Source organism: Roseivirga ehrenbergii (genome assembly GCF_001593005.1).
Taxonomy (GTDB): domain Bacteria; phylum Bacteroidota; class Bacteroidia; order Cytophagales; family Cyclobacteriaceae; genus Roseivirga; species Roseivirga ehrenbergii.
Genome location: NZ_LQZQ01000002.1, coordinates 205,596 through 229,401, shown reverse-complemented (window position 1 = coordinate 229,401; position 23,806 = coordinate 205,596). Strand labels below are relative to the sequence as shown.

Annotated in this window: 17 protein-coding genes; 10 read left to right on the top strand and 7 right to left on the bottom strand. The window is 37.9% G+C overall.

The genetic code is table 11. The features are described 5' to 3' along the window. The first annotated feature begins 150 nt into the window (after positions 1 to 150). Together MB14_RS02985 and MB14_RS02980 are read left to right on the top strand one after the other, a co-directional pair. Positions 151 to 1,470 carry an acyl-CoA dehydrogenase family protein gene (locus MB14_RS02985; RefSeq protein ID WP_062588549.1) on the top strand — a complete coding sequence of 440 codons (1,320 nt, stop codon included), beginning with the start codon at positions 151 to 153 and terminating at the stop codon, positions 1,468 to 1,470. 110 nt (positions 1,471 to 1,580) lie between these two features. Continuing rightward, positions 1,581 to 2,609, top strand: a complete 1,029-nt coding sequence (locus MB14_RS02980) for an RluA family pseudouridine synthase (RefSeq protein WP_062588547.1) — start codon at positions 1,581 to 1,583, stop codon at positions 2,607 to 2,609. On the opposite strand, the gene MB14_RS02975 is transcribed toward MB14_RS02980, so the two are convergent. Beyond that, positions 2,606 to 3,442, bottom strand: coding sequence for a DUF3298 and DUF4163 domain-containing protein (locus MB14_RS02975; RefSeq protein ID WP_062588545.1), 837 nt, complete (start codon positions 3,440 to 3,442; stop codon positions 2,606 to 2,608). The genes MB14_RS02980 and MB14_RS02975 overlap by 4 nt on opposite strands. Then, entirely contained in the window at positions 3,439 to 3,936 is a 498-nt protein-coding gene (locus MB14_RS02970; protein ID WP_062588544.1) for a DUF6702 family protein, read from the bottom strand. Before MB14_RS02970 ends, MB14_RS02975 begins: the two co-directional genes overlap by 4 nt. Positions 3,937 to 3,999: 63 nt before the next feature. Between MB14_RS02970 and MB14_RS02965 the strand changes: the two genes are divergently transcribed. Beyond that, positions 4,000 to 4,611: a HupE/UreJ family protein gene (locus tag MB14_RS02965; RefSeq protein WP_511475973.1), complete on the top strand. Its 612-nt coding sequence runs from the start codon at positions 4,000 to 4,002 to the stop codon at positions 4,609 to 4,611. 163 nt (positions 4,612 to 4,774) lie between these two features. Then, positions 4,775 to 7,111 (top strand): M1 family metallopeptidase, encoded by a 2,337-nt coding sequence (locus MB14_RS02960; RefSeq protein ID WP_062589024.1) that lies wholly within the window; start codon positions 4,775 to 4,777, stop codon positions 7,109 to 7,111. A gap of 79 nt (positions 7,112 to 7,190) precedes the next feature. Here MB14_RS02960 and MB14_RS02955 read toward each other — a convergent pair whose 3' ends face one another. Beyond that, positions 7,191 to 10,265 (bottom strand): CHAT domain-containing protein, encoded by a 3,075-nt coding sequence (locus MB14_RS02955; protein WP_062588542.1) that lies wholly within the window; start codon positions 10,263 to 10,265, stop codon positions 7,191 to 7,193. Between the two features lie 107 nt (positions 10,266 to 10,372). On the opposite strand from MB14_RS02955, the gene MB14_RS02950 reads away from it, so the two are divergent. Both MB14_RS02950 and MB14_RS02945 read left to right on the top strand, forming a co-directional pair. After that, positions 10,373 to 10,810 (top strand): SRPBCC family protein, encoded by a 438-nt coding sequence (locus MB14_RS02950; RefSeq protein WP_062588540.1) that lies wholly within the window; start codon positions 10,373 to 10,375, stop codon positions 10,808 to 10,810. A 91-nt stretch (positions 10,811 to 10,901) separates the two neighbouring features. Further along, positions 10,902 to 12,146 carry an aspartyl protease family protein gene (locus MB14_RS02945; protein WP_062588538.1) on the top strand — a complete coding sequence of 415 codons (1,245 nt, stop codon included), beginning with the start codon at positions 10,902 to 10,904 and terminating at the stop codon, positions 12,144 to 12,146. A gap of 55 nt (positions 12,147 to 12,201) precedes the next feature. On the opposite strand, the gene MB14_RS02940 is transcribed toward MB14_RS02945, so the two are convergent. Further along, positions 12,202 to 14,682, bottom strand: coding sequence for a zinc-dependent metalloprotease (locus MB14_RS02940; RefSeq protein WP_062588536.1), 2,481 nt, complete (start codon positions 14,680 to 14,682; stop codon positions 12,202 to 12,204). 106 nt (positions 14,683 to 14,788) lie between these two features. On the opposite strand from MB14_RS02940, the gene MB14_RS02935 reads away from it, so the two are divergent. Further along, the gene (locus tag MB14_RS02935; protein ID WP_062588534.1) at positions 14,789 to 15,904 is read left to right on the top strand and encodes an NAD(P)/FAD-dependent oxidoreductase; all 1,116 of its coding nucleotides are present in this window, start codon (positions 14,789 to 14,791) and stop codon (positions 15,902 to 15,904) included. 110 nt (positions 15,905 to 16,014) lie between these two features. Here MB14_RS02935 and MB14_RS02930 read toward each other — a convergent pair whose 3' ends face one another. Continuing rightward, positions 16,015 to 16,503 (bottom strand): hypothetical protein, encoded by a 489-nt coding sequence (locus MB14_RS02930; RefSeq protein ID WP_062588532.1) that lies wholly within the window; start codon positions 16,501 to 16,503, stop codon positions 16,015 to 16,017. A gap of 216 nt (positions 16,504 to 16,719) precedes the next feature. On the opposite strand from MB14_RS02930, the gene MB14_RS02925 reads away from it, so the two are divergent. Then, positions 16,720 to 17,283, top strand: coding sequence for an RNA polymerase sigma factor (locus MB14_RS02925; protein WP_132644045.1), 564 nt, complete (start codon positions 16,720 to 16,722; stop codon positions 17,281 to 17,283). Then, entirely contained in the window at positions 17,237 to 17,983 is a 747-nt protein-coding gene (locus MB14_RS02920; RefSeq protein ID WP_132644044.1) for a tetratricopeptide repeat protein, read from the top strand. Before MB14_RS02925 ends, MB14_RS02920 begins: the two co-directional genes overlap by 47 nt. Here MB14_RS02920 and MB14_RS02915 read toward each other — a convergent pair. Together MB14_RS02915 and MB14_RS02910 are read right to left on the bottom strand one after the other, a co-directional pair. Continuing rightward, the gene (locus MB14_RS02915; RefSeq protein WP_062588526.1) at positions 17,980 to 21,387 is read right to left on the bottom strand and encodes a CHAT domain-containing protein; all 3,408 of its coding nucleotides are present in this window, start codon (positions 21,385 to 21,387) and stop codon (positions 17,980 to 17,982) included. The genes MB14_RS02920 and MB14_RS02915 overlap by 4 nt on opposite strands. A 362-nt stretch (positions 21,388 to 21,749) precedes the next feature. Continuing rightward, positions 21,750 to 22,655, bottom strand: coding sequence for a UbiA family prenyltransferase (locus tag MB14_RS02910; RefSeq protein ID WP_062588524.1), 906 nt, complete (start codon positions 22,653 to 22,655; stop codon positions 21,750 to 21,752). Positions 22,656 to 22,705: 50 nt separating this feature from the next. Here MB14_RS02910 and MB14_RS02905 point away from each other — a divergent pair, with 50 nt between their 5' ends. After that, a complete protein-coding gene (locus MB14_RS02905) occupies positions 22,706 to 23,797 on the top strand; it encodes a type III polyketide synthase (protein WP_062588522.1) in 1,092 nt (363 codons plus the stop codon). Positions 23,798 to 23,806 lie beyond the last annotated feature (9 nt).

The window sequence follows — 23,806 nt, the reverse complement described above, 5'->3', positions numbered from 1 at the left end:
TGTTAAACCTGTAAACTTTTTTTAGGACGAGTCAGGCAGTGACTTCCCCCTTTTTGGAAAAGGGGGTTAGGGGGATTAGATTTTCGCAAAGCGAATCCTTGAGCTAAAACCTTAATTCCCAAACCAAGTTTATATGCTAAACTATAAACTATGTCTGTTTTCTCCAGCCTACGCAAATTCGGTAAAGTATTCTCTCAAATCGATGTATCCGAAACCATCGATGCCCTAGGTAAACTCAATCAAACCGAGCTTTACCAAATCATGAAAATCATCAAGTCTAAGGGTAAAGTATATCAGCCGCCAGAGATAGACGGAGATTATTACCACCTCAGCCGTTTTCTTACTCCAGAAGAAAGAGAAATTCAGTTGAAAGTACGTGAGTTCATGAACGAGCATGTAAGGCCCATCGCTAACGACTGCTGGAATAAGGCTAAATTCCCGATGGAGTTGATTCCAAAAATGGCAGAACTCAACATTGCTGGCTTAACTTATGAAGGTTACGATAGCCCTATGGGGAGTTATCTGCTTGAAGGTTTTATCACGATGGAAATGGCAAGGGTCGACACGTCAATTTCCACCTTTTTTGGGGTGCAAAGTGGCTTGGCCATGGGCAGCATTTACTTCTGCGGAAGCGAAGAGCAAAAATGGAAATGGTTACCAGCCATGCAGCGAATGGAGAAAATTGGTGCCTTTGGTTTGACCGAGCCCAACGTGGGTTCGGCTGTAGCAGGTGGCCTAGAAACTACCTGCAAAAGAGACGGAGATAGCTGGATTTTGAACGGACAAAAGAAATGGATCGGCAATGCAACATTCGCTGACTTGACCATTATTTGGGCGAGAGATCTGGACGATAATCAGGTGAAAGGTTTTATTGTAGAAAAAGGAACCAAGGGTTTTAAGGCTGAAAAACAAGAAGACAAAATGGCCTTACGAACCGTTCAGAATGCCTTAATTACTCTGACGAACTGCGAGATTTCGGAAGAAAATAGATTACAAGAATGTAATTCGTTTAAAGACACTTCTAAAGTGTTAAAAGCTACCCGAGCTGGTGTGGCTTGGCAGGCGGTGGGTTGTGCCAGAGGTGCTTACGAATGTGCTTTAGAATATTCTACCCAACGTTACCAATTCGGAAAACCCATTGCGAGTTTCCAGCTGGTGCAAGATTTATTGGTGCAAATGCTTACGGATTTAACCGCCATTCAGAGTATGGCTTTTCACCTTTCAAAATTACAAGATGAAGGCACCATGACCGACCAGCAAGCTTCATTGGCCAAGGTCGCCTGTACAAAACACACCCGAGAAATAGTAGGTCATGCACGCGAGATTTTTGGCGGAAACGGAATTTTATTAGAACACAACATCGCTCGATTTGTGGCCGATGCCGAAGCTCTCTATACTTATGAAGGCACCAAAGAGGTCAATTCATTGATTGTGGGCAGAGACATTACTGGGATTAGCGCTTTTGTATAATAGAAGCGACAAACAACTGATTTTCTGATCCCTGTTCAACTTCTTCGCCAAAGGCCATGCCCTTGCTTTATAAGCCTTAATAGCGGAAGTTTGTAGCCAGATAGGAATACATGAAGAATTACGCGGAAGACATAGACGAACAAGACGAACTTTTTGAGCATCATAGAATTGTGGCTGATAAAGGCCAAGTGCCTTATCGCATCGACAAATTCTTGATGGACAGATTGCCCAACGTGACCCGAAATAAGGTACAACAAGGCATCAAAGATGGTTTTGTATTAGTTAATGGTGAAGCAATAAAGCCTAATTATAAGGTACATCCTGGTGATGAAATTGTGGTGGCTTTACCAGAGCCTCCGCGCGATACCGAAGTAGTTGCGGAAGATATTCCTCTCAACATTGTATTTGAAGACGATCACTTGATGATCGTAAATAAAGAAGCTGGAATGGTGGTGCATCCTGCTTATAACAATTGGTCGGGTACGTTGGTAAATGCGCTCACCTACCATTTTCAGAACCTGCCTACCATGCAAAACAATGAGGGCAGACCTGGCCTTGTACACCGAATAGACAAAGATACTTCTGGGCTTTTGGTGATTGCCAAAAGCGAAAAGGCTATGGCTGGTTTGGCCAAGCAGTTTTTCGATCACTCTATTGAGCGTACCTATTATGCTTTAGTTTGGGGCGAACCCAATGAAGAAATGGGTACTATTGATGTGAACCTTGGCCGTAGCGAGAAAGACCGCAGGGTTACTGTGGCCATTGAAGATGGAAGTCGTGGCCGCCATGCGGTAACGCACTATAAAATCTTGAAGAAACTCCGTTACGTAACTCTAATCCAGTGTAACCTAGAAACAGGCCGCACGCATCAAATTAGAGCGCATATGAAGCACCTTGGGCATCCGCTTTTTAATGATGCTACTTACGGTGGAGATAAAGTTTTGAAGGGGACACAATTTTCTAAGTACAAATCTTTTGTAGACAACTGCTTTAAAATTATGCCTAGACAAGCCCTTCACGCTAAATCGTTGGGTTTTGTGCATCCCGTAACGGGTCAGTTTGAGCAATTCAATTCAGAATTGCCCGAAGACTTTAAAGCGGTAATTGAAAAGTGGGAGCACTATGTGCAACACAATTAATTCTTCAGGTCGCCAATCACTCCCGAAGGTTTAATCAAGTCTATATAATCGGTTAGCTTAAGTTCCAACTCGGTGGGTCCCATAGAATAGGGGCCAATTTCGTATGCATTGTAATAAAACAACAAAGTCTTATTCATAATGGCAAAATTGCTGTTGAGCTGAAATTGGCCATTTTCGAAGAAGTAACCTTGTTCATCTAAAGGTTCGCTAGGCGGAATTTTCTTGTCCATGCGAAATTCTATTTCGGCTAACTTATTCAGTTCTTCTTCATAACCTTCCACAAGGATATCGCTTAACTCCAACACTTTGCCTGTAGTTAAATCATAGCTGCGATACACCTGCATTGAGTTGGGGTGCGCGCCACCCGTGAAGGTGAAAATGGTGGTTGCAGTACTGATATAGCTTGAATCTTGATGAATGATATCTGAGCTAATTTCTAAAAGCCAGCCCGTCTTATAGTCTGAGTTTTCATCCAGTATTTTTTCATACTCTTGGCTCATCTCCTCAATCAGCAATTTGAAGTCATCTTTAGGTTCGCTGATAAAGGCATAGTTCAAAATATCATGCTGTATTTGTCGGTTGATTGAATCCAACACTGCGTCAGAGGCTCCGCCTTCGAGAGTTGGGTACTGAATTTCTATACTCAAACATTTCTCTCCTTTTCCATCGGCCACGCATGGCCCTTTTTTTTCTGAAATTTTATTGAGTTCGTAACTCACAAAAGTGGCTTTGGGAATAGGCTGAACTATTTCTGGAGTAGTTACACTTTCCTTTTTTCCAAACTCACAAGCGGTAAGTAAAAGCAGTATAGATAAAAAACCTAAAGGTTTCATTGGGTAAATTTAAAGAGGTGTGAAATTTCCTTTTTATTGAGTTTATAGCTTTTTAGCTGATCGTTCACTTTAAGGTGAACTATGTTTTCTTGCTCCGGAAACGACTCGAATAATACAACGTTCGAAATGTCTAACTCAGAAATGGAACTTATGTTTTTTACTTCAATATAGCACCAGCGCGCATCGCCTTCTAACTCGCTACCGATATAATCGAGTTTGGCATTTTTACCATCAATGGTAATGAAAATCTTGGCTTGAATGTATTCATTAATCAAACTGTCGAGTTTTTTTGGGTCTTTAGGTTTGTAGGTGTCTATGTAGTCCATTTTATGGAAGCTCTGAAGGCCAGTGGCGAGATCGTCCATAAATATGCGTTGGCTAATTTGAAGTGCTTTTGCCTCTTGATTGTACTCCATATCGCAAACACTCACATGAAAAGGGTGTAAGCTCCAAAAAAGGCCAATTATCACCGTATATAAAAGCTTAGTGGGCATGGTTTAAGCTATTTGTATGTGCTTCAAAAATTAAGTTTTATTATTGCAAAGCTAAGTGAAAATCTGTCAGCAAGTCACCAAAATACAAGAATGGATCAGTTTAAGCTTTATTTCCAACTAGGACACGAACACATCCTCGACATCTATGGTTTCGACCACATACTTTTTGTAATCGCGCTTTGTGCCATTTACGTAGCCCAAGATTGGAAAAAAGTACTGATTCTGGTCACCGCTTTTACCATTGGACATTCCATTACACTTGCTTTGAGTACTTTCGAACTAGTCAATTTCCGTACCGATATCATTGAGTTTTTAATTCCTGTTACCATTTTCATTACTGCTTTTAGCAATATTATTCGCAAACAAAACTCGTTAAAACCTTCGGTACTCAACCTCAATTACTTTTTTGCCCTGTTTTTTGGTCTGATTCATGGTTTAGGTTTTTCGAATTATTTAAAAAGCCTTTTAGGAAAAAACGAGAGTATCATTACCCAATTATTGGCCTTCAATATTGGTCTTGAACTCGGACAGATAATCATTGTCGCGGTTTTCATGATTATTTCAGCAGTTTTTACTGGCCTATTTAGTGTTTCAAGAAGAGACTGGAATTTGGTAGTTTCTTCTGCTATAGCTGGTATAGCAATTACCATGATGATAGAGATGAAGTTTTGGTAATATCCTCTCGGCTTTAATAGCAAAGAGATTAAACTATATCTATCAATTTTAGAATAGCTTTTATAAATTGAGCCCTTATTTCTCGAGGTTTTAGAGGAAAGATATTTGCCTTTTGAGAGAAAGGTTACCCAATAAGTTTTAAAAATCTAACAAACGAATGAATATGAAACGATTACTTTTCGTAGTAGCAGCGGTTGTTTTCATTTCTGGTCAATCATTGGCCCAAGTGATTAATAGCAACCACGGTAAACGTTTTGAGCAATTGGAGCGCATGCTCCGTGACCCAAGTGTGTACCGTACCGCGTCTGGAGCCCCAGGCCATGAATATTGGCAACAAAAGGCCGATTATGTGATTGAAGCCGAGTTGGACGATACCAATCAGCGACTAACGGGTTCTGAAAAAATCACATATTACAACAACTCCCCTGATGCACTTCAGTATTTGTGGATTTCTTTAGATGAGAACGTAAGACAGCCAGATAATCCAGTGTATAAGTGGGAAGAAAGTGCTATTCGAAACAGAATGAGTTATGATCAGATTAAAGCACTAAATGGTCACGATAATGATTGGGGCTTTCACATTACCGAAGTGAAAGATGCGAAAGGTGCTGACATGACCTATACCATTAACCAAACCATGATGCGAATCGACCTTCCTTCGCCTTTGAAGCCAGGAGATAAAATGACATTCGGAATTAAGTGGTGGTACAATACAACGCCAAGAGATGAATCTGGTGCTAGAGGTGGTCATGAGTATTTTCCTGAAGATGGAAACTACTTGTATACCATTACTGGCTGGTACCCAAGAATGGCCGTATACTCTGATTTCCAAGGCTGGAACAACAAGCAGTTTACAGGCCGTGGAGAGTTTGCTTTGACTTTTGGAGATTTTGATGTGAAAATGACAGTGCCAAACGATCATATTGTTGGTTCAACAGGGGTGCTTCAAAATCCTAACGCTGTACTCACTGCCGAACAAAGAAAAAGATGGGAGCAAGCGAAAAAATCGCATGATGAACCAGTTGAAATTGTGACTTTAGAAGAAGCCAAAGCTGCTGAAAAAGGAAAACCAACAGGTAAGAAAACTTGGAATTTTAAAGCGGAAAATGTTCGTGATTTTGCATGGACGTCTTCTAGAAAATTTGTTTGGGATGCGATGGCCGTAGATATTGAAGGCCGTAGTGAAAATCCAATGGCCATGTCGTATTATGCGAAAGAAGCCTATGGAATTTATGCGCGTTATTCAACCAAAGCCGTAGCGCATACGCTTAAAACGTATTCAAAATATACTATACCGTATCCATATCCAGTAGCGATTTCTGTAGAGGCTTCTAACGGAATGGAGTACCCAATGATTTGTTTTAACTATGGAAGAACATTGCCTGACGGCACTTACCCAGAATCGACTAAATGGGGTGCAATTGGTGTAATCATTCACGAAGTAGGGCATAACTTCTTCCCAATGATTGTAAATTCTGATGAGCGTCAATGGACATGGATGGATGAAGGTTTGAACACTTTCATGCAATACTTAACCGAACAAGAGTTTGACGAAAACTATCCGTCAAGAAGAGGACCAGCACATAAAATTGCTCCTTATATGGCTTTACCAAAGGACCAATTGGAGCCAATTATGACCAACTCTGAAAATATTATTGGTTTTGGAAATAATGCTTATGCTAAAGCGGCTACTGGTTTAAATATTTTGAGAGAAACCATTATGGGCCGTGAGCTTTTTGATTTTGCGTTTAAAGAATATGCAAAACGTTGGGCTTTCAAACACCCTACTCCGGACGATCTTTTCAGAACTTTAGAAGATGCTTCAGCAGTAGATATTGACTGGTTTATTAGAGGTTGGTACTTCACTATTGATCATACTGATATTTCGATTGACGATGTAAAATGGTACAAACTAGATACTAAAAATCCAGAGGTGGAGTACCCAAGAATGAAGGCAGAAGCAGATGCAGCTGATTATGACATCAGAAAGGACAAGAATAAAGAAGAAGGCATGACATATTATGCAGAGAAGGACAAAGGCCTTCAAGATTTCTATTATTCTTATGATGAATTCAAAGTGACCGAAGAGGCTAAAACTGCCTACCGAAGATTCAGTGCTTCATTAAGTGATGAGGAACGAGCCATGTTAGGTAGTAACAAAAACTTCTACCAAATAGATTTTTCTAATCAAGGCGGCCTGGTAATGCCAATCATTATTGAATGGACATATGCCGATGGAACTACTGAAATTGAAAGAATTCCTGCTTATATCTGGAGAAAGAACGAAGATAAAGTGACAAAGGCTTTTATGAAAGACAAGGAAGTGGTTCAGATTCGTATTGACCCTAAGCGCGAAACAGCAGACACCAATGAGGACAATAATTACTTCCCAAGAGTAAACAAACCTTCTCGTTTCGAAATGTTTAGAGGTGGAGGCGCTGGCGCTAGAGGCCAAGCCACAGGTTCTAACCCAATGCAGAAAGCAAACGGAGGAAATTAATCTTTCTCAAATAGAAATAATGGAAGCCCAGAGCGCTATATGTGCTTTGGGCTTTTCTTTTTTCAACCTTTATTTTGAATTAAAATACAGGAGATTGATTTGATTTTCTCTTCCGCCAGATTAGAAATAAAAGCAGTACTAAAACTACTATGGAGCCAATTAATACAATATTGACCCATGTATGAGTTGTTGATTCTATGGCAATTGGAGAACCTAATGATATGAATGCTGCCCAATAATATGGGTGAGCAGTATAGTTGTCGGATTTTTTTAGATAGTCCCTTTTGGTTTGGGCAATGGCCATATTAATCGGCACTTTCTCATTCAGTAGCTTATGTGTATTCACCATTAACTCTGAAGTAACTTTATCATTTACACTCCAAAGGCTCATTACTATTGAAGGTACTCCAACAAGGGCAAAACCCCTAGCAATACTAAATGCTCCTTCACCTTTGTTTAATTCTCCTACCCCGCTTTCACAAGCGCTGAGTATGGCTAGTCTGGCCTGTAATCCGGCCAAATAGAGGTCGCTGGTTTTAAGAACGTTGTCTTTCCCATTAAAAATCAATTTAGACTCGTACTTCCCTGTACTATCAGCTCGCCCATGAATGGCCAGATGAAGTATATCATAATCCTTAGCGGTTTCTAAAAACACGCTCTTGGTACCTTCATTGCCTAAATAATAGTCGCCTTCAATTTTCGATTGCAGAAACTTGATTTCTCTATCCGTACCAGGAAGCCCCGCAAATCCTAAATTATTATCTCCCTGACTGTAGCCAATTCCCATTAAATTCTTTGGGGTTCTTTTTGTTGTGGCTTTGTTAAGGTCGCGATTTGAAGAAAGCTGATAATTAATGATGTAGTTGTTAATAAGGTAGGGCAAGTCCTTAAATGATCTTGGGTTTTTTACTTCAGAAGTAATTAGCGTTTCAAAAGGAAGTCGGGATAGATACTCATCTGGAATAATGGTGAGGTCGTTTATCTTATTATCTAGTTGATCGATAACAGGCTTTAGAAGTAGATTATAGATATAATTAGCGTTTGCGCTGAATGCGCTAAGTTTGTTTTCATAATCCGAAAGTTGTGGTCTGTTGCCTACTTCTGAGATTAAGTCATTAAAAGAATTTTTGAATCGTTCGTCAATACTTATCCTTTCAAAAACTTGCTTATTGGCCGATTTTCCTAATATGAATATTTGACTCTCGCCAACAAAAAACTCGATTATGGCTTTGTTTTGGGCTATTTTATCTTGGGTGTTGTTTTTAAAAACTAGGTAGTCGTCATTGGCTTGGTCATCTAAAAAGAGGGAAACACTGTCTTTTAAATCCTTCAGTTTTTCACTGGCATTTAATAACCTGTTGTTGATTCTTCCTACAGAATCACTTGTAGGAGATGATTTGTCTAAAATTGAATAGAAGGTAGAGTTTAAACCTTCTATTTCGGTTTTTAACTGGTAAAACTCACTTCTTAAATATTGGGGAACATTGGAGTTTTGAATTTTTCCAAACTCACCCGATTGCTCTAAAAACAATACCGCTTTACTCAACCTGAAAAACTCAGAAGCATTTTCGAAACCAAGGTTTTTACTGCCAAGTTTAAACATTAAGTAAGATGCCTCTATGCCTGCCTCATATAACGATTTAAAGTTTTCTGACAAGAATAGTTTTCCTTCGGTTCTCATTAATTCTTGCCTACTGCTCATTAAAATATTGTGTGTGTTACTAGCATAATTGCTAGCGGATAACAATACACTTAAACTGTCTTTTAGGCTTTGGTTATAGTAGCTAATTAATGATATGGCTTTGTCGCGTAATGAGCTAAGGGCAGTAATTGTAAGTTTTTGATTTTTGATTTCTGGAAACTCTAAAATATCAGCGCTGTAGTATTCAGGAATACTGTTTCTCACGGCAGAGTCGTAGTAATAGAACGAAAGCTCAGCTTTGCCAAGCTCTTGATAAAGCGACCCTGCTACATTGAACAGTGATTCGGCCTGCTTATTCGGAAATGCAGGCCTTAACTCAGTTAAAACATCTTCTATATATGACCTCGCCCCTTCGTAATTACCTAAACCGAGTAATCCGTTGGCAATATTTATTTTTTGTTGAATAACAAACCGTGACTCACCAGGATTTGCTATGATAATTTCTTGAAGGCTATTGATGGACTCTTTATACCGGTTTAACCCCAGTAGAATGGCTGCTTTTAAAGCCTTCATTCCAATAATTCCGTTTTCTACACTTGCCCTTTCTCTAGGAGAAAGTGGGCCGAAAAACTGAGTTATATTTTTGGTTTCATTAATTAATTCATTGCATACTTTTAAGCCACGCTCCAAGTCCTTCATTTTATAGAGAACGTTCCCCAGGTTAAACCGGGAGTCTATATATTTTGATTTGTTTACCGAGTCGTATTTTTCTTTTGAGTAAGCCACTTCTTCAATAGCATAGGCCAATGCTTGAGCGTAATCTCCTTTTTGCATATATACCTTGGCGAAGTCGTTCATCACATAGAGGATTTCATCGGGGTTAGGATTTTTCTTGCTTAACCGCGTTTCCATCCGTTGTTCTAAATACTTTGCAAGGGTATCTAGGTTCATTTCTCCGTAACTGTAGGCATAATATTTATATTCTATCAAGGTCTCATAATAGGCCGAATCGTAGTTTTTTGAAGCCTGATAAACCGTTTGGGCAGAGTCTAAATCAGAGCCAGCATTGTAGAAGTTATTCGTGCTGTGTTCTATGGACCCTCTTCTAAAGTATGCTCTCGACAGTAAAAAGTGATTTTTTGGAAGGTGTTTCTTAGCTGTTTCGACAGACTTGTTTGCTGAAGCCAAGGCTAACGAATCGCGTTTTATGCTGAATAAGATCATCGCATTTCGCTCTAAAAAATAAGTCAGCGACTCGTAGTCTTTTGCGGCTTCAATTTGCGGCAACACCGATTGAATATACTCTAAACTGTTGGCGTTCAATAAATACGAATTCTGCCGATCTTCTTTAAGCTGTTCGTTGAGTTTATCAACCCAAGTGTTTTTAAATTCAAAGGGTGTTTTTACTTTGCTAAAATCGCTTTGCTGGGCATTTAGCTGGGTACATAGAAATATTAGTAAAAGCCAGCTTAGTAGGGTAGAGTTAGAATAGCATCTCGGTAGTAGAGACATTCCAGTGTTTAGAGTCGAGTGAATATTATGAAAAATAGGAAGTTTAGACTGCAGTTCCAAATAACTAAAAGTGATAAACTTTCGCTTTAAATGTTAGTTATTGGGGTATGAAAATCAAAATTTCTACAAAGGTAGAACAAGACTTGTCAAATGTAAAGGAAGGCTTTAACGAAAGGTTATTTATTCGCCTAAATCCTCCATTTCCAAAAGTTGAGTTAAATCGATATGATGGCTGCAAGTCGGGTGATATTGTGGGGCTTACACTAAACTTTTTCCTTTTCAAACAAGAATGGATAAGTGAAATTATAGACCAAACCGAAACCGAACAACGCTTTGAATTTATCGATGTTGGTAAAAAACTTCCTTCTTTCTTTAAGCGTTGGAGGCATAAACATATAATGGAGCGATTAGAATCGGGGACCATGATTGTCGATGACATTGAATACACAACACCATTTCTGTTGTTGAATTATATACTATACCCTTTGATTTACTTTCAATTTATATATCGAATACCAATATATAAAAAGTGGTTTAGAAAATGAGAAAAGTATATCAAAACTTACACTGGTAAGGGTTTACCTTTTTCAGAGTGTTATTTAATTGATTCATTCAGAACGCAAAACACCCACTCATATGAAATATCTGCCAATTATACTCTTATCCACGTTCCTCGTTCATGGCACAAATCTTCATGCTCAAAACTCAATTGGTTTCGGTCTAGAAAACGGAGCCAATAGGGTATCGCTGTCTTTCAAGAATGAAAGCAACCTAATGATTGTCCCTATTAAAATAAACGACCAAGGACCCTTCAATTTTATTTTAGATACAGGCTCTGAATCTGGGATGATCTTTGACAAACTGATTATAGGAGAAAATAACTTGGTAAACGCGAGAACCATTCCCATTTATGCGGCAGATGGAAATAAGGTAACCGACCTTTGGGTAGCTAACGACATTCGAATAAATTTTGCAGGGGTGCATGGTAAGGATCAGTCTATGTTGGTGCTTCAGAGTAATTTTGTTGATATAGAAAATGTGCTTGGTGTTGAGGCACATGGAATTTTGGGTTCAGAAATCTTTAACCGTTTTGTTGTCCACATTGATTACTCAGAAAGAAGAATCAACTTATCGCACCCAGAAGATTTTAAGCGGCTTAAGAAATACAAAAAAATTCCAATTTCGATAGAGAATTTCCGACCTTATGTAAAGGTGAATGTAAAGCAAAAAGGGGAAAAGCCTATTACCGTAAAGTTGCTTATTGATACAGGAGCCAGCAGCGCATTATTTCTTGATGCGGAATCCAATGAAGACATCATTTTACCAGAAAGAACGCTTGATCATACCATTGGAAGGGGCCTTGCGGGAGTGATTAAAGGAAAAATAGGAAGGGTAAAGAAAATAAAACTCGGTAAATATAAATTCAAAAAAGTACTGACTTCCTATCCTGAGGAGTGGGGTTTGTCTAGACCAGATGATGATACAAAACGAGAGAATATCCGATATGGAACAATTGGTTCTGACATTCTTTCTAAGTTCCATGTAATTTTCAATTACTCCGAAGGCTATATGTACTTAAAGCCAAATGATAACTTTCGTGAACGATTCCAATTCAATACCATTGGTATGAATGTAATGGCCTTTGGAGAGCGATTAAATGAGTACTACGTGAATGATATTATTCCTGGTTCACCAGCAGAAAAGGCAGGCTTAGAGATTGGAGATGAAGTAATTGCCATGAACAACAACCCTGCATTTTTTTATAAGTTGGATGAAGTTGTTTCTGTTTTGAAACGTACACCAGGGGAAAGGCTTAAGCTAATTATTCGCAGAAATGGTGAACTCATGCAGTTTAACCTAAAACATAAGCGACTACTATAAAAAAATAGGGCTACCATAAAGGAAGCCCTATTTTTATTAGTTTGTTTTGGTCCTATTACTTCGGATCAAGAATGTTATTCACTTTCTCCAATGCATCTTCTAAATGTATTTTCGACATTCTATCAGAAGTTCTTGGAATAGCAGCTTTAATTCTAGACTGCAAAGTTTTTAGCTCTGCTCTTGCTACTGAAGAGATGTCAGACTGACTATTGTCCTTCATTAAAGTTTCCATTCTATCGATATATCCACTTTGCAAGTTTCTTCTGTAAGTGTCAATTGTTTTACCAGCAGACAATTCAGACCAAATACCGTCTCTTACATCGCTGAATAACTCTAGCATTCCGTAAGCATCCTTACCGTTTAAGGCTTCGTTTTCAATAACTCTTCCTAGTTTTCTTGGCTCTAAAACAGAGTTTAAAGTTCTTACTTGCATAGATTTCATTGCAGTTACCGCACCGTCATCTTGAAGTCTGTTCAAAATCTCATTGTCAAGAATCCATTTTGGAGTATTGAACAATTGATCGTTTAAGAACTTAACAGCTTCTTTTTGCTTGGCTTTTGGAGCATGTGTATAAACTGCACCTTCCTGATCAACTGTTTTGTAATCTTCTTTAACACCACCTACATAACGGCCTACATGACCCATGTAACGGTTAAACTGAGACTGAACTTCTCCATACATTTCTTCCAATTCAGTATAATCAGAACCTGGCACATAAGTCCATTTCTTTAGGTTGTTCATGATTATTTTTAGGTTTCTAATTCCATAATCACTTGCCTTCATGGCATCATCACCTAAATCTTCACTTTGAGCCGTGTAATCATTGGCATTACCCTGTCTTCCATATCTATATAGTGGATCACCATTTTTTTCTTCGATCCATCTTCTTAAAGTAGGAAGTTCTTCTTCAGGAGTTTTTGCATCTAATATTGGTCTATAACCCCATGCAATTGAGTATTTATCATAAACTCCTACTTCTGGCATTAAAGCAACACCTTTATCTTCTGGTTGAGCTATGTAATTGAATCGAGCGTAATCCATAAGAGATGGCGCTGTACCCATTTTTTTGGTGAACTCTGCCGATCTCAAAGAATCTACAGGGTAGGCATTACTTGAGCCGAAGTTATGTGGTAAACCTAAAGTATGGCCTACTTCATGAGATGACACAAAGCGGATCAAACGAGACATTACTTCATCGTCAAACTCTGGGCTTTGAGCGTCAGGGTTGATGGCAGAAGTTTGAACAAAGAACCATCTTCTCAATAATGTCATTACGTTGTGATACCAGTTGATATCACTTTCTAAGATTTCACCAGAACGTGGATCACTCACGTGTGGGCCGTTTGCGTTTGGAATTGGAGAAGCCAAATATCTAACTACAGAGTATCTAACATCTTCTGGACTCCAATCTGGGTCTTCTTCTGGAGTTGGAGGTGTTTTAGCAATAATAGCATCTTTAAAACCAGCGGCTTCAAACGCTACCTGCCAATCTTCGATACCATCTTTAATCGCTTTTACCCACTTTTCAGGAGTTGCTCTATCGATATAGTAAACGATTTGTTTCTTCGGAACAACTAACTCTCCTCTACGGAATTTAGCCATATCCTCATCTCTTACTTCAAGTCTCCATCTGTCTAAATATCTAACAGTTTTAGACTGCTGAACATCCAAACCATAATCGGTTGTTCCTCTAGCAAACCAACCTACTCTTTCATCATAAAGTCTTCTTTGCATTGGCACTTCTGGCAAAAGAATCATTGAATTGCTCATTTCAATAGTAATGGCTCCATCTTCTCTAGACGATGGTGAATCACCAGCTAAATAAGTTTTAACATGTCTAAGCTCAATGTTTTCAGGGTAGCTGCTTACTCTAGTTACATAAGAACGGTCGTTATCCATTCTAGAAACTTTATACTGAGTTCTGTTACGCTGTGGCAAACCAAGAGGCTTTATGTCGCTAGTCAATAAAGAAGAAGCATCAATTACTACTCCGTTACCGTCTTTAGATAAAGCTTCAACTTGGAAAGACGCTAAGATTGGGTCTAAGTTTGAATTTTTAACCGCTTCGCTAATTGGTAGATTGTCATCCGCTGTTACTTGAGTTGAAATGATTTTGAGAAGAATCTTATTCTCATAACGCTCCCATCTCAACATTAAGGTGCTTGTTTTTCCACCACCAAAACCAATGCCTGAAGCAGTTTTTGCAATTCGGGAAACCATAAGCATATCTCTTCCTAATAGATCATTCGGAATCTCGAAGAAGTACTTATCATCAATTTTATGAACTTGGAAAAGGCCATCGTCTGAAACGGCATCTTTTGTAATCACCTCGCTATAAGGTTTTGGCTCACCTTTTTTAAGTTTAGGTTTTGCTTCTTGCTTTGGAGCAGCTGCAGCTGCGGCAGCTTTTTCAGCCGCTTCTCTTTTTTCCTTCCTAGTTTGCCCAAAAGAGTTGTCTGCGAACCCTGCGAGCAAAAATAAGACGGCTACAGCAACCAATAATGGCCGTTGTGTAATCGTTTTAATCTTTTTCATTCCTTTAGTGGTTTAATAATTGTCGCTTAAGCTAATTGCTTATGTTGTACGATTAAGCCTATATTACTTGAAAGGCACTTTAGAATTATAAAAGGGGAATGTAAAATTGAAAAAAATAGCAATAATTGGTGGAGGTTTAGCAGGCTTAGTGACTGCTGTACGACTTTCTCGCTTGAATTTCGAGGTTTTGCTTTTTGAAAAAAAGCAGTACCCCTTCCATAAAGTATGTGGAGAATACCTTTCAAATGAAGTGTTAGACTTCATGAAAGTAGAGAATCTTCTGCCTGAAAACCACGACTTCCCGCAAATTAGTAAGTTTCAAATCAGTGCTTTTAACGGTCAGTGTTTAACCATGCCACTGGATTTAGGCGGTTTTGGTATAAGCCGTTTTTTACTCGATGATTTTTTGGCAAATCAAGCCAGAACATCTGGGGCAAAAATTCTCGAGAATACATCCATCATTAATGTTGAATTTGGCAACGATCAATTCAAACTAGAAAGTAGCACCAATGAAGTTTACTATGCTGATTTAGTGATTGGGGCTTATGGCAAAAACGGGGTGCTGGATAAAAAACTTGAGCGGAATTATTTGAAGTTTGACACGCCATTTATTGGTGTAAAACACCACATTAAAACAGATTTTCCTAGAGACTTGGTGGCTTTACATAACTTTGAAGGAGGCTATTGCGGTATCGTAGCCATTGAAAACGATCAATTTAACTTATGCTATTTGGGAAGAAGAGAAGATTTGAAAACAGCGGGCTCTGTAGAGGCCATGGAAGCGCAAGTACTTAAAGTCAATCCGTTTCTAAAATCCATTTTCGATAATGCTGAATTTGTGCACGAAAAACCGGTGGTAATTAATGCATTTTCTTTTCGTCCCAAGAAGTTAATTGAAAACCATATTCTGATGTCGGGAGATACTGCTGGCCTCATTACTCCTTTGTGCGGCAATGGAATGGCGATGGCAATTCACTCTGCTAAAATTCTCTCCGACACCATTGCTGAACATGCCCTTTCAGAGAGTTGGGACAGGCAAAAAGTGGAAAGTGCTTACAGTGAGAAATGGAATACGACTTTTAAAAGAAGGCTTTGGGTGGGAAGAAAAACCCAGTCCTTTTTTGGTTCAAAATGGAGCAGTAACGCTGCCCTTTCGGTAATGAAAAATTCACCTTGGTTGGCGAAAAAAATCATGAAGAACACACACGGAAAGCCGTTTTAGTTTTTAGCGAATATGAAAGAATTTTTTTATAATAAAGATGTGTGTATTCAAAATATAAACTAAAATATATAAAAAGAAGCTGTCTATAGCAGCTTCTTTTTATGTGATTCTTAATACATAATAATTGGACCACCTGGACCACCACCAGAATTGTTAATAAATTCACTGAATGAAATATTTCCTGTGATCAAGAAATACTCATGATTACCTGATATGGCAGTGTATTTAATTTTTACGAACCAGGAGATTATTTCTGGATCAGAAGATTCTATCCACATTTGTTTATCGGATATCTTAATTTCTCCATGGCCAGTGTAAAGAACTCCTCCGCTACCCTCAGGTAATGAAAAGCTATAGGAATTTAATTGTTCGAACTCTCCATCTTCTAATGTGGCGTTTGCATTCATCTCTATAAGAGGAAAGATCATACCAGCACCTGGCATTGAGCTTACACCTAGCGCAAAATAAGGGCGAAATTCAGTTTGATAATTCATTGTAGCTGATCCGCCTGGTATTAAGAGGTCCCCAGGCAAGTCTTGGGCTTGAGTAATTTGGGCCATTGCGAATACGCCAAGTAAAGCGATAAATAATTTTCTCATTTTTAATTAATTTTAGTTTACAATCAAGACTTTCTTGATATTCACCTACTAGTCTCTTTTAAAGTCAAAAGGTCATCATGTTTTTTCAAATTTTATTTGAGCTAATTAAATTTTACTGTTAGCAGTTTGAAATCAGCAAGTTGTGGGGATTGATTGTTATTAGTAGTTCAGATAGAAATAGTTTTATTTTAGGTTTAGAACCTAGAAGGTTTTTGAATGATGACAAATAAGAGTTTAGCTGATCAATTACTATCAACGGTCGACAAGAACAAGAATGCTGCATTTAAGTATTTATATGCAAAGTATTATGCGACTTGCCAAAGTTATGTTTTAAAGAATAGTGGTACAGAAGCCGATGCTGCAGATGTTTTTCAAGATACATTGGTAGTGTTCTATTTGAAACTAAAAAAGGAACCGAATTTAAATTTAGATATTGGCGCTTACCTTTTTGGTATTAATCGAAATATATGGTTAAAAAAAATTAAGAAATCATCGCTAACTGTTTTTGAAGAAATTGATAATACTTCTGGTTTTCAGGAAGAAGTGGTTATATACGAAAATCAAATAATCGTTCGAGAGGTATTGAATAAGATTGATAAGGGCTGCTCGGAGCTACTGATTGATTTTTACTACAGGAGTATTTCAATGAGGGAAATCTCTGAGAAATATAAGTTGGCCAGTGAGAAGGTGGCTAAAAATAAAAAGTATAGGTGCTTACAGAAGTTGATTGCCTATGTTAATAAAAATAAGATTCGGAGAACTGATTTTAGCAATGAGTAAGGAAATAAACCTTGAATTATTAGAAAAATACATTGTTGGCGAAATTACCAAAGAGGAGGTGCTTTCTGTTAATAATGAGCCCCTAGATCCTATGGAGTTAAGTAAATTCATAGAGGACTATCTTGACGTTCAAAGCCATTTGGAAGCAGAAGGATTGAAAGCTGAATTAAAAGAAAAACATCGAGATTTAGTGGGTAGAGGTAGTCTGTCGTTCTCCAGAATTATAGCTGTGGCTGCCTCCGTTATTCTCATAGGAGTTGTCAGCTTTTTCTTAATTCAGAGAGATTCCTCTGGCCCAAAATTCGATAATTACTTTGATCACTTTGACCAATTAATCACATTTAGAAACTTGGGAGAAACAGATTTTTCTAAGGCGCTAGAGGCATATTCGGATAGAGAATATAAGGAAGCATATGATCTTTTTGATAAGTCAAATGATGTTAATCTTAATGAGGCTTTGAAGTTTTATTTTGCGATGAGTGCACTGGGGAGTGAAAAATTTGAAGAGGCAGTTAACTTATTTCTAAGCATTGGAACAGATCCATCTAACGAATATTACCAACAGACCAGGTGGTATTTAGGTTTAGCATATTGGCAAAAGGGAGATATAACATTGGCGCGGGAATCCCTTCTTTTAATAGAAGAAGGGGACTTTGAATACAAGAATGCTCAAAAACTGTTAAGCGCTATTAATGATTAGCTTCTTTGTCCTCTCCGCTTTTTCTTGCGTAATGCAAGAACTGCAAGAAATAAAAGGATTGAGGCTACAACAATATAATACCAGCGAGGGGTGCGAGGTCTAAAATCTATAGGCTCAGTATCTCCAAGTATAAAAAAGCTTCCCCAATAATACGGATTTGCCGATATGTTGTTTGCGTTTTCTAAAAAATCCAATTGAGCGCTTCTTAAGGCCTCATCTTTATCAATTCCTTTGTTTAAATATTGATAAAAGCTCTCCATAATTTCGGGAGCCACAGCATCAGAAAGGGGCCATTGTGTCAATAAAAGGCTTTTCACACCAGCGTTAAAGAACCCTCTCCCAATACTCATAACCCCCTCTCCGTTGACAATCTTTCCAGCCCCAGTTTCGCATGCACTCAAAACTGCGAGATCCGCACTGAGGTCTAATTCAGTCAACTCGAATGGATATAACCTTCCATCTTCTTCTTGTAAACTATCAGCAAAAAACGCCAAATAGGATTCATTAATTGAGCTGTCGATCATTACTCCATGCATAGCTAAGTGAAGTATTCCGTACTCAGAGCTTTTTTCTTTGAATAATGCTTCAGTTGCCTTTTGCCCGTAAATGAAATCCCCATCAACTAATTTTTCAATAGCTTTTAATTCAAAAGCAGTCCCCCGTATTTTAGCAAGAGGGGTGTTTCTAAATGATGAAAGTTGAGGCTTTGTACCATTATCATCACCATAAGCTAAAGCCAGTACTTTCTTGTTATCCAATTGTTCCTGCTTGGGAGGGTTTTTACCCATGAGCTTAACTGCATAAGCATAGCTTATTTGGTAATCCTTTAAAAGGTATGGAAGTTTTTTTGTATCTATATGCTCTTTATCATCAGTTAATAGTAGCCCGAAATTCACATTCCATAGTGTCTTGTCAGGAATAATAAGGAGTTTCTCTATGTCTTTTAAATCGCTTTTTATTGGGGCAATAAGTATGTCATAAAGTGCTCTGCTGCCCCGTGCGTAATTTTCTATATCATTGTTCTTAAGGCTCTGGTGGTTACTGATTTGCTGTAAGAAATTGTCGTTTAGAGTTTGGGCAGATACTTTAGTTTCATTCTTTTTGATTAGCAAGGTAAATAACTTGTCGTCCGTTAAGAAATACTCAATTATAGTATGTGTATAACCAACTTCTTTCTGAATTATATCAACAGATTTCATCATGCTTTCTTCCAAGAAATTTTTGAAAGTTGTTTCCTCTGATTCGAGCTTTGAAAGGATCTGTCTTTTTTTATTTAGAAGGTTGAAAAGCCAATCTTGGTAGTATTTTAAATTTTCATTATTGGGATATTCGATCTCAAACGTGGTTATTTGACTTTTTACAAAGGAAGCTTCTTTAGTAATAGACCTAAGACTATCCACTTGATTAGATTTACCTTTGAATGATTTTAGAGCTTTATGTTTGAATAGAGAATAAGAAGTTACAATACCCTTAGAAGCCTCAGAATAGTTGAAATGATTCTCTAGATACTCTTGTTCATCCAGAATGCCTTTTTCCTTCATTTCATATAAAAGGTTTATTGCACTTGAATAGTTGGCGTGAAATAACTTGATTATTTGAGCAAGATCTTCTTCTTGGGTGGTTTCAAATAGGATTTCTGCTAACAGGTTTAGTAGAGTGTCGTATAACTCACGACTTTTTTGAAGGAACGATAAGTCGTTTTCAGTTTCTGAAATTTCCCATTCGACTTTAGCTAGTAGCTCAAGGGATTGAATGGTTTGTAATGGGTTTATTATGTTATATGACCTAGGAACTACCCCTAATTTAACTTCTTCATACTCGTATGTATTTGAAAGAATAGCTTTCCATAAAAGCTCTTTGGCCTCAACCAATTCTTGATTTTCTATTTTCAGTTTGGCCAACTGAATAAGTATTTCCCCTACTCTTGGATGGCGCTCCCCAAAAATATTTATAAAGCTTTTATAAGCATTCAAAAAGGACTCTTCTGCTTTTAGCGGATTCTTTTGCTGGTTATAAAGTACACCTTTTCGAATTTGCACTTCACCAAAAATTTGATGGTTAACACTAGGTAATTTATGTGTTAACTCATTGGCTTTGGAAATTGCTTTGTTAGCTTTTTCTAAGTCTCCAATTTTTATAAAATTGTCTGCTAAATATAAATGATTTCTGACGATTGATTCTATGTTTGCGAAATCTCCATTGAGCCCAATACTGATGGCCTGTTTAAAGTATTCATTAGACTTAGTGTAGTCACCTAAACCACTCTGTGCTATCCCTAATTGCGATAAAACATTGTAAGTACGCCAGTGATTCAGGCCAAAGTTGGACTCAATTATTTCGAAAGATTTGGAATAGTAGACAAGTGATTCTTGGATTTTACCTTCTTGCTGAAGAGTAATAGCCAAAGCACTATATGACTCAGCTAAATCCGGATGATTTTTTGATAATGTTAATTCTGTAATGTTTAGGCTTTTTCTAGCATAGTAAATGGCTGAATCATAATAGCCTTTGAATTGATGTATTGAACTAAGGTTTCTGTAAAGGTTTGCTAATGATTTATCGTTCTCGCTTAATACAATCTCATTAATGTTTTTTTGCTTGCTATAGTAGATAAACGCAGAATCGTAATAGCCAGACAAATGGTGTAAGTTTCCAATGTTTCCTAATATGTCGGCTTTGCCCTTTTGTGTTCTTTTTGATTTTTTTGCTTTGTTTAGAGATGACAGTGCTTTGTTGTAGTATTTTATAGCTTCAATCGTGTAGTTAGAAATACTTAAACCAACAGCTTTTAGTCGGTAAGTATCAGCCAATTCCATATGCTTTTCTGAAAAATAGATTTCTTGACTATTTATAATGGTATCCAAAGCTGTTGAAGCAGAATCTATGAGTCCTTTAGTTAATAGGATAATGACTAGATCTTTGCTAAGCTCTATTGACAAATATGGCTTATCACCCTCCAAACTATTAAGTACTTTTAAACCTTTTTGGTATTCTTCAGCAGCTTTTGATAGATCATTGTCTCTTAATTCATAAACTAGGCCAATGCTTCTGGAAAGTTCAGCTAATAAAATCGGGTCAGTGTAAGGCAGTTCATGCATCAATTGAATGCTAGCTCTAGCTACTATCAGAGAACTATCATATTGAGCTTGTTTACTAAAAGTATACGCCTTTTTATTTAGACTTTGTAAATAACTAAGAGTGTCTTTTTCTCTCAATGCTTGAGCTGAAGCTAGACTCAATACTTCTTGGGCACTCTCCAGAGATTGAATATTAATCAACGAATCGGCCTTTATAAGTAAAGATCGCCCGGACAATGAAGCGCTAATAGCTTGGCCTTGAGAGTACTGATAGGTAAATAAAAAGAGTATGAATATATGTGTATAAGTAATATAATACTTTATCATAAATTATTTGTGTGAAATAGATTCTTGCTATTTAGAGTTTAATGTGTTGTGTTAAGGTATTCAAATCATTGCATTAAAAGCAATCAACCACATTAATTTAGTGAAGAAGTGGAGAGTAATAAGTGTTTTTAGCTGAACTGATAATAGAGTCTAGAACATATAATTACGAGACTCCCGTTGATGCTTGAGTGTTACTAATTAATACATAATTATGATCTGTTTCATGTCTGATTTTTCATCTTTTAGAAATTAGCAAAGACAATTTCTAGAGGTGGGTATTTCTTAGTTAACTCTTGAAAGCTATTGATTAAACCTATTCAAACAGGTTTAACATTATATTGAAATTATTTACAAAAGCCGTTTTAGTATTGACCCACTGCCGATAAAATGTTAGTAGAATCCAGAAAAAAGTAGAGGAAAAACCCACCCAAACAGGTAGCCGAAATAAAGTTCAGCCACATGGTATTTTTGTAATTCGCTTTGTCTTCATTTTTAAGCACCGCTAAAAACCAGCCTATAAAAAAGAGAACAATAGGGATCATTGCGATAATAAACGTCCAGCCATATTTAGTTTGATGATAGGCGTCAAAATAGAAGAAATAAAGCACTGCTGCCATCACAAAAAAGACAGCGGTGAATAGAAAAGTGCCTTTAATCCCCAACTTTATACTGAGGGTTTTGTCACCTCTTTTGGTATCTTCTTCATGTTGATAAATTTGGGTCATAGGATAAGCCCCCCACAAAATAACAGAGGCCAAAAGTCCAGGAATAAGGACATGAGGTTTTAAAATATGACTGAACTCGAAATTATTAAGCCCAATGTAAATGATCCAAACTACCCAAGCGCCTTGAAAAAGCCCAGCGATAAACCAGCTCAGGAGGGCATATTTTTTTAATCGAATTGAAGGGTGGCTGTATGCCCTTGAAACCAGAATATAGACAAGTAGCATAAGCGTCAACGTCCAGTTGTTTTTGAACTGCCAAATGGAAAGTGCAATTCCGATGATATCGAAAAGCCAAGCCATGTAAAGCAGATTTCTATCAACGGGAGGTGGGTTTTTTAGGCCACCAATGCTCTTTTCATCCTTGTCGAAATAGCTGTTAAACGCATTACTGGCAGGGTAAATAAAAAGATGAAGAATAATAAAAAGCCAGAGCAGATTGGGCTCACTTAGGTTGGGGCTAATAGAAATTCCAAAGAAATAGATAGGGAGAAGAAAGTAGCTAAACGGAATTCTTAAATGTAACCAAGTTGACTTTTTAAACATATGTGGAAGTTATACTGAACAATTTAGCGGAAAAAAGGATAATATAGAACGTGAGATCAGTCATATCGGCCATAGGCACCGCAGTTCCGGAAAACAAAATTCCTCAGAAGGAAATTCTTGAGTTTATGGCAAATGCCCATGGGTTTGAAGGTAAGGATAAAACCCGACTGAAAGCACTTTACCGCGCTAGTGGAATTCAAACCCGCCATTCTGTAATTCCGGATTACGGTAGTCTGAATATGGAAGACTGGACATTCTACCCCAAAAGTAAAGACCTCAGCCCTTTCCCAACAACCCAACAACGGTCACTTTTATATAAAGAAACAGCACCAGATTTGGCCATGCAGGCAGTGAGAAACTGCATTCAAAAATCGAATATAAAACTGGACGAAGTTACCCATTTGATCACCATTAGTTGCACAGGTATGTATGCCCCTGGTTTAGATATTGATTTGGTCAATGGACTAAAATTAAGACCCAATGTTCAGCGTACTTGCATCAATTTTATGGGCTGTTATGCAGCCATAACGGGTATTCGTACCGCTGATGCTTTTTGCAAAGCCGATCCCAAAGCTAAAGTTTTGGTGGTTTCAACGGAGCTATGTACCATTCATTTTCAGAACAAAACAGACGAGGATAATTTACTGGCCAACGCACTTTTCAGCGATGGCGCAGCAGCCCTTTTAATGACTTCTTCAGAACAAGGAAATAAAGGCTTATCGCCCGTAGCCTTCCATAATCAAATACTGAATGATGGTGGCGAGAACATGGCTTGGGACATTGGTGATTTTGGCTTCGAAATGAAGCTTTCTTCTTACGTGCCTATACTAATTGAGTCAGGTATTGAGGGAATGATTGACCAATTGAAAACGAAAATGGGAGGAAGTTCTATTCAACAATATGCCATTCATCCAGGCGGAAAGCGGATTTTAGAAGTGATTGAACAAGAACTAAATCTTGACAAAAACGATAACCGTTATGCCTATGAGGTGCTCCAGAATTATGGAAATATGTCGTCCGCTACTCTAATCTTTGTATTGGAAAAACTGATGCAAGAAAAGCCTACAAAAGGCGAAAATTGTCTTTCGGTAGCCTTTGGCCCCGGCCTTACCTTGGAGTCGATGGTATTGGAAATTGCTTGATGTTTAAGG

Excerpts from the sequence above, each read along its gene's own strand:
- MB14_RS02985 (WP_062588549.1), top strand. The coding sequence starts at position 151 with ATGTCTGTTTTCTCCAGCCTACGCAAATTCGGTAAAGTATTCTCTCAA.
- MB14_RS02980 (WP_062588547.1), top strand. The coding sequence starts at position 1,581 with ATGAAGAATTACGCGGAAGACATAGACGAACAAGACGAACTTTTTGAG.
- MB14_RS02975 (WP_062588545.1), bottom strand. The coding sequence starts at position 3,442 with ATGAAACCTTTAGGTTTTTTATCTATACTGCTTTTACTTACCGCTTGT.
- MB14_RS02970 (WP_062588544.1), bottom strand. The coding sequence starts at position 3,936 with ATGCCCACTAAGCTTTTATATACGGTGATAATTGGCCTTTTTTGGAGC.
- MB14_RS02960 (WP_062589024.1), top strand. The coding sequence starts at position 4,775 with ATGAAACGATTACTTTTCGTAGTAGCAGCGGTTGTTTTCATTTCTGGT.
- MB14_RS02955 (WP_062588542.1), bottom strand. The coding sequence starts at position 10,265 with ATGTCTCTACTACCGAGATGCTATTCTAACTCTACCCTACTAAGCTGG.
- MB14_RS02950 (WP_062588540.1), top strand. The coding sequence starts at position 10,373 with ATGAAAATCAAAATTTCTACAAAGGTAGAACAAGACTTGTCAAATGTA.
- MB14_RS02945 (WP_062588538.1), top strand. The coding sequence starts at position 10,902 with ATGAAATATCTGCCAATTATACTCTTATCCACGTTCCTCGTTCATGGC.
- MB14_RS02940 (WP_062588536.1), bottom strand. The coding sequence starts at position 14,682 with ATGAAAAAGATTAAAACGATTACACAACGGCCATTATTGGTTGCTGTA.
- MB14_RS02930 (WP_062588532.1), bottom strand. The coding sequence starts at position 16,503 with ATGAGAAAATTATTTATCGCTTTACTTGGCGTATTCGCAATGGCCCAA.
- MB14_RS02925 (WP_132644045.1), top strand. The coding sequence starts at position 16,720 with ATGATGACAAATAAGAGTTTAGCTGATCAATTACTATCAACGGTCGAC.
- MB14_RS02920 (WP_132644044.1), top strand. The coding sequence starts at position 17,237 with ATGTTAATAAAAATAAGATTCGGAGAACTGATTTTAGCAATGAGTAAG.
- MB14_RS02915 (WP_062588526.1), bottom strand. The coding sequence starts at position 21,387 with ATGATAAAGTATTATATTACTTATACACATATATTCATACTCTTTTTA.
- MB14_RS02910 (WP_062588524.1), bottom strand. The coding sequence starts at position 22,655 with ATGTTTAAAAAGTCAACTTGGTTACATTTAAGAATTCCGTTTAGCTAC.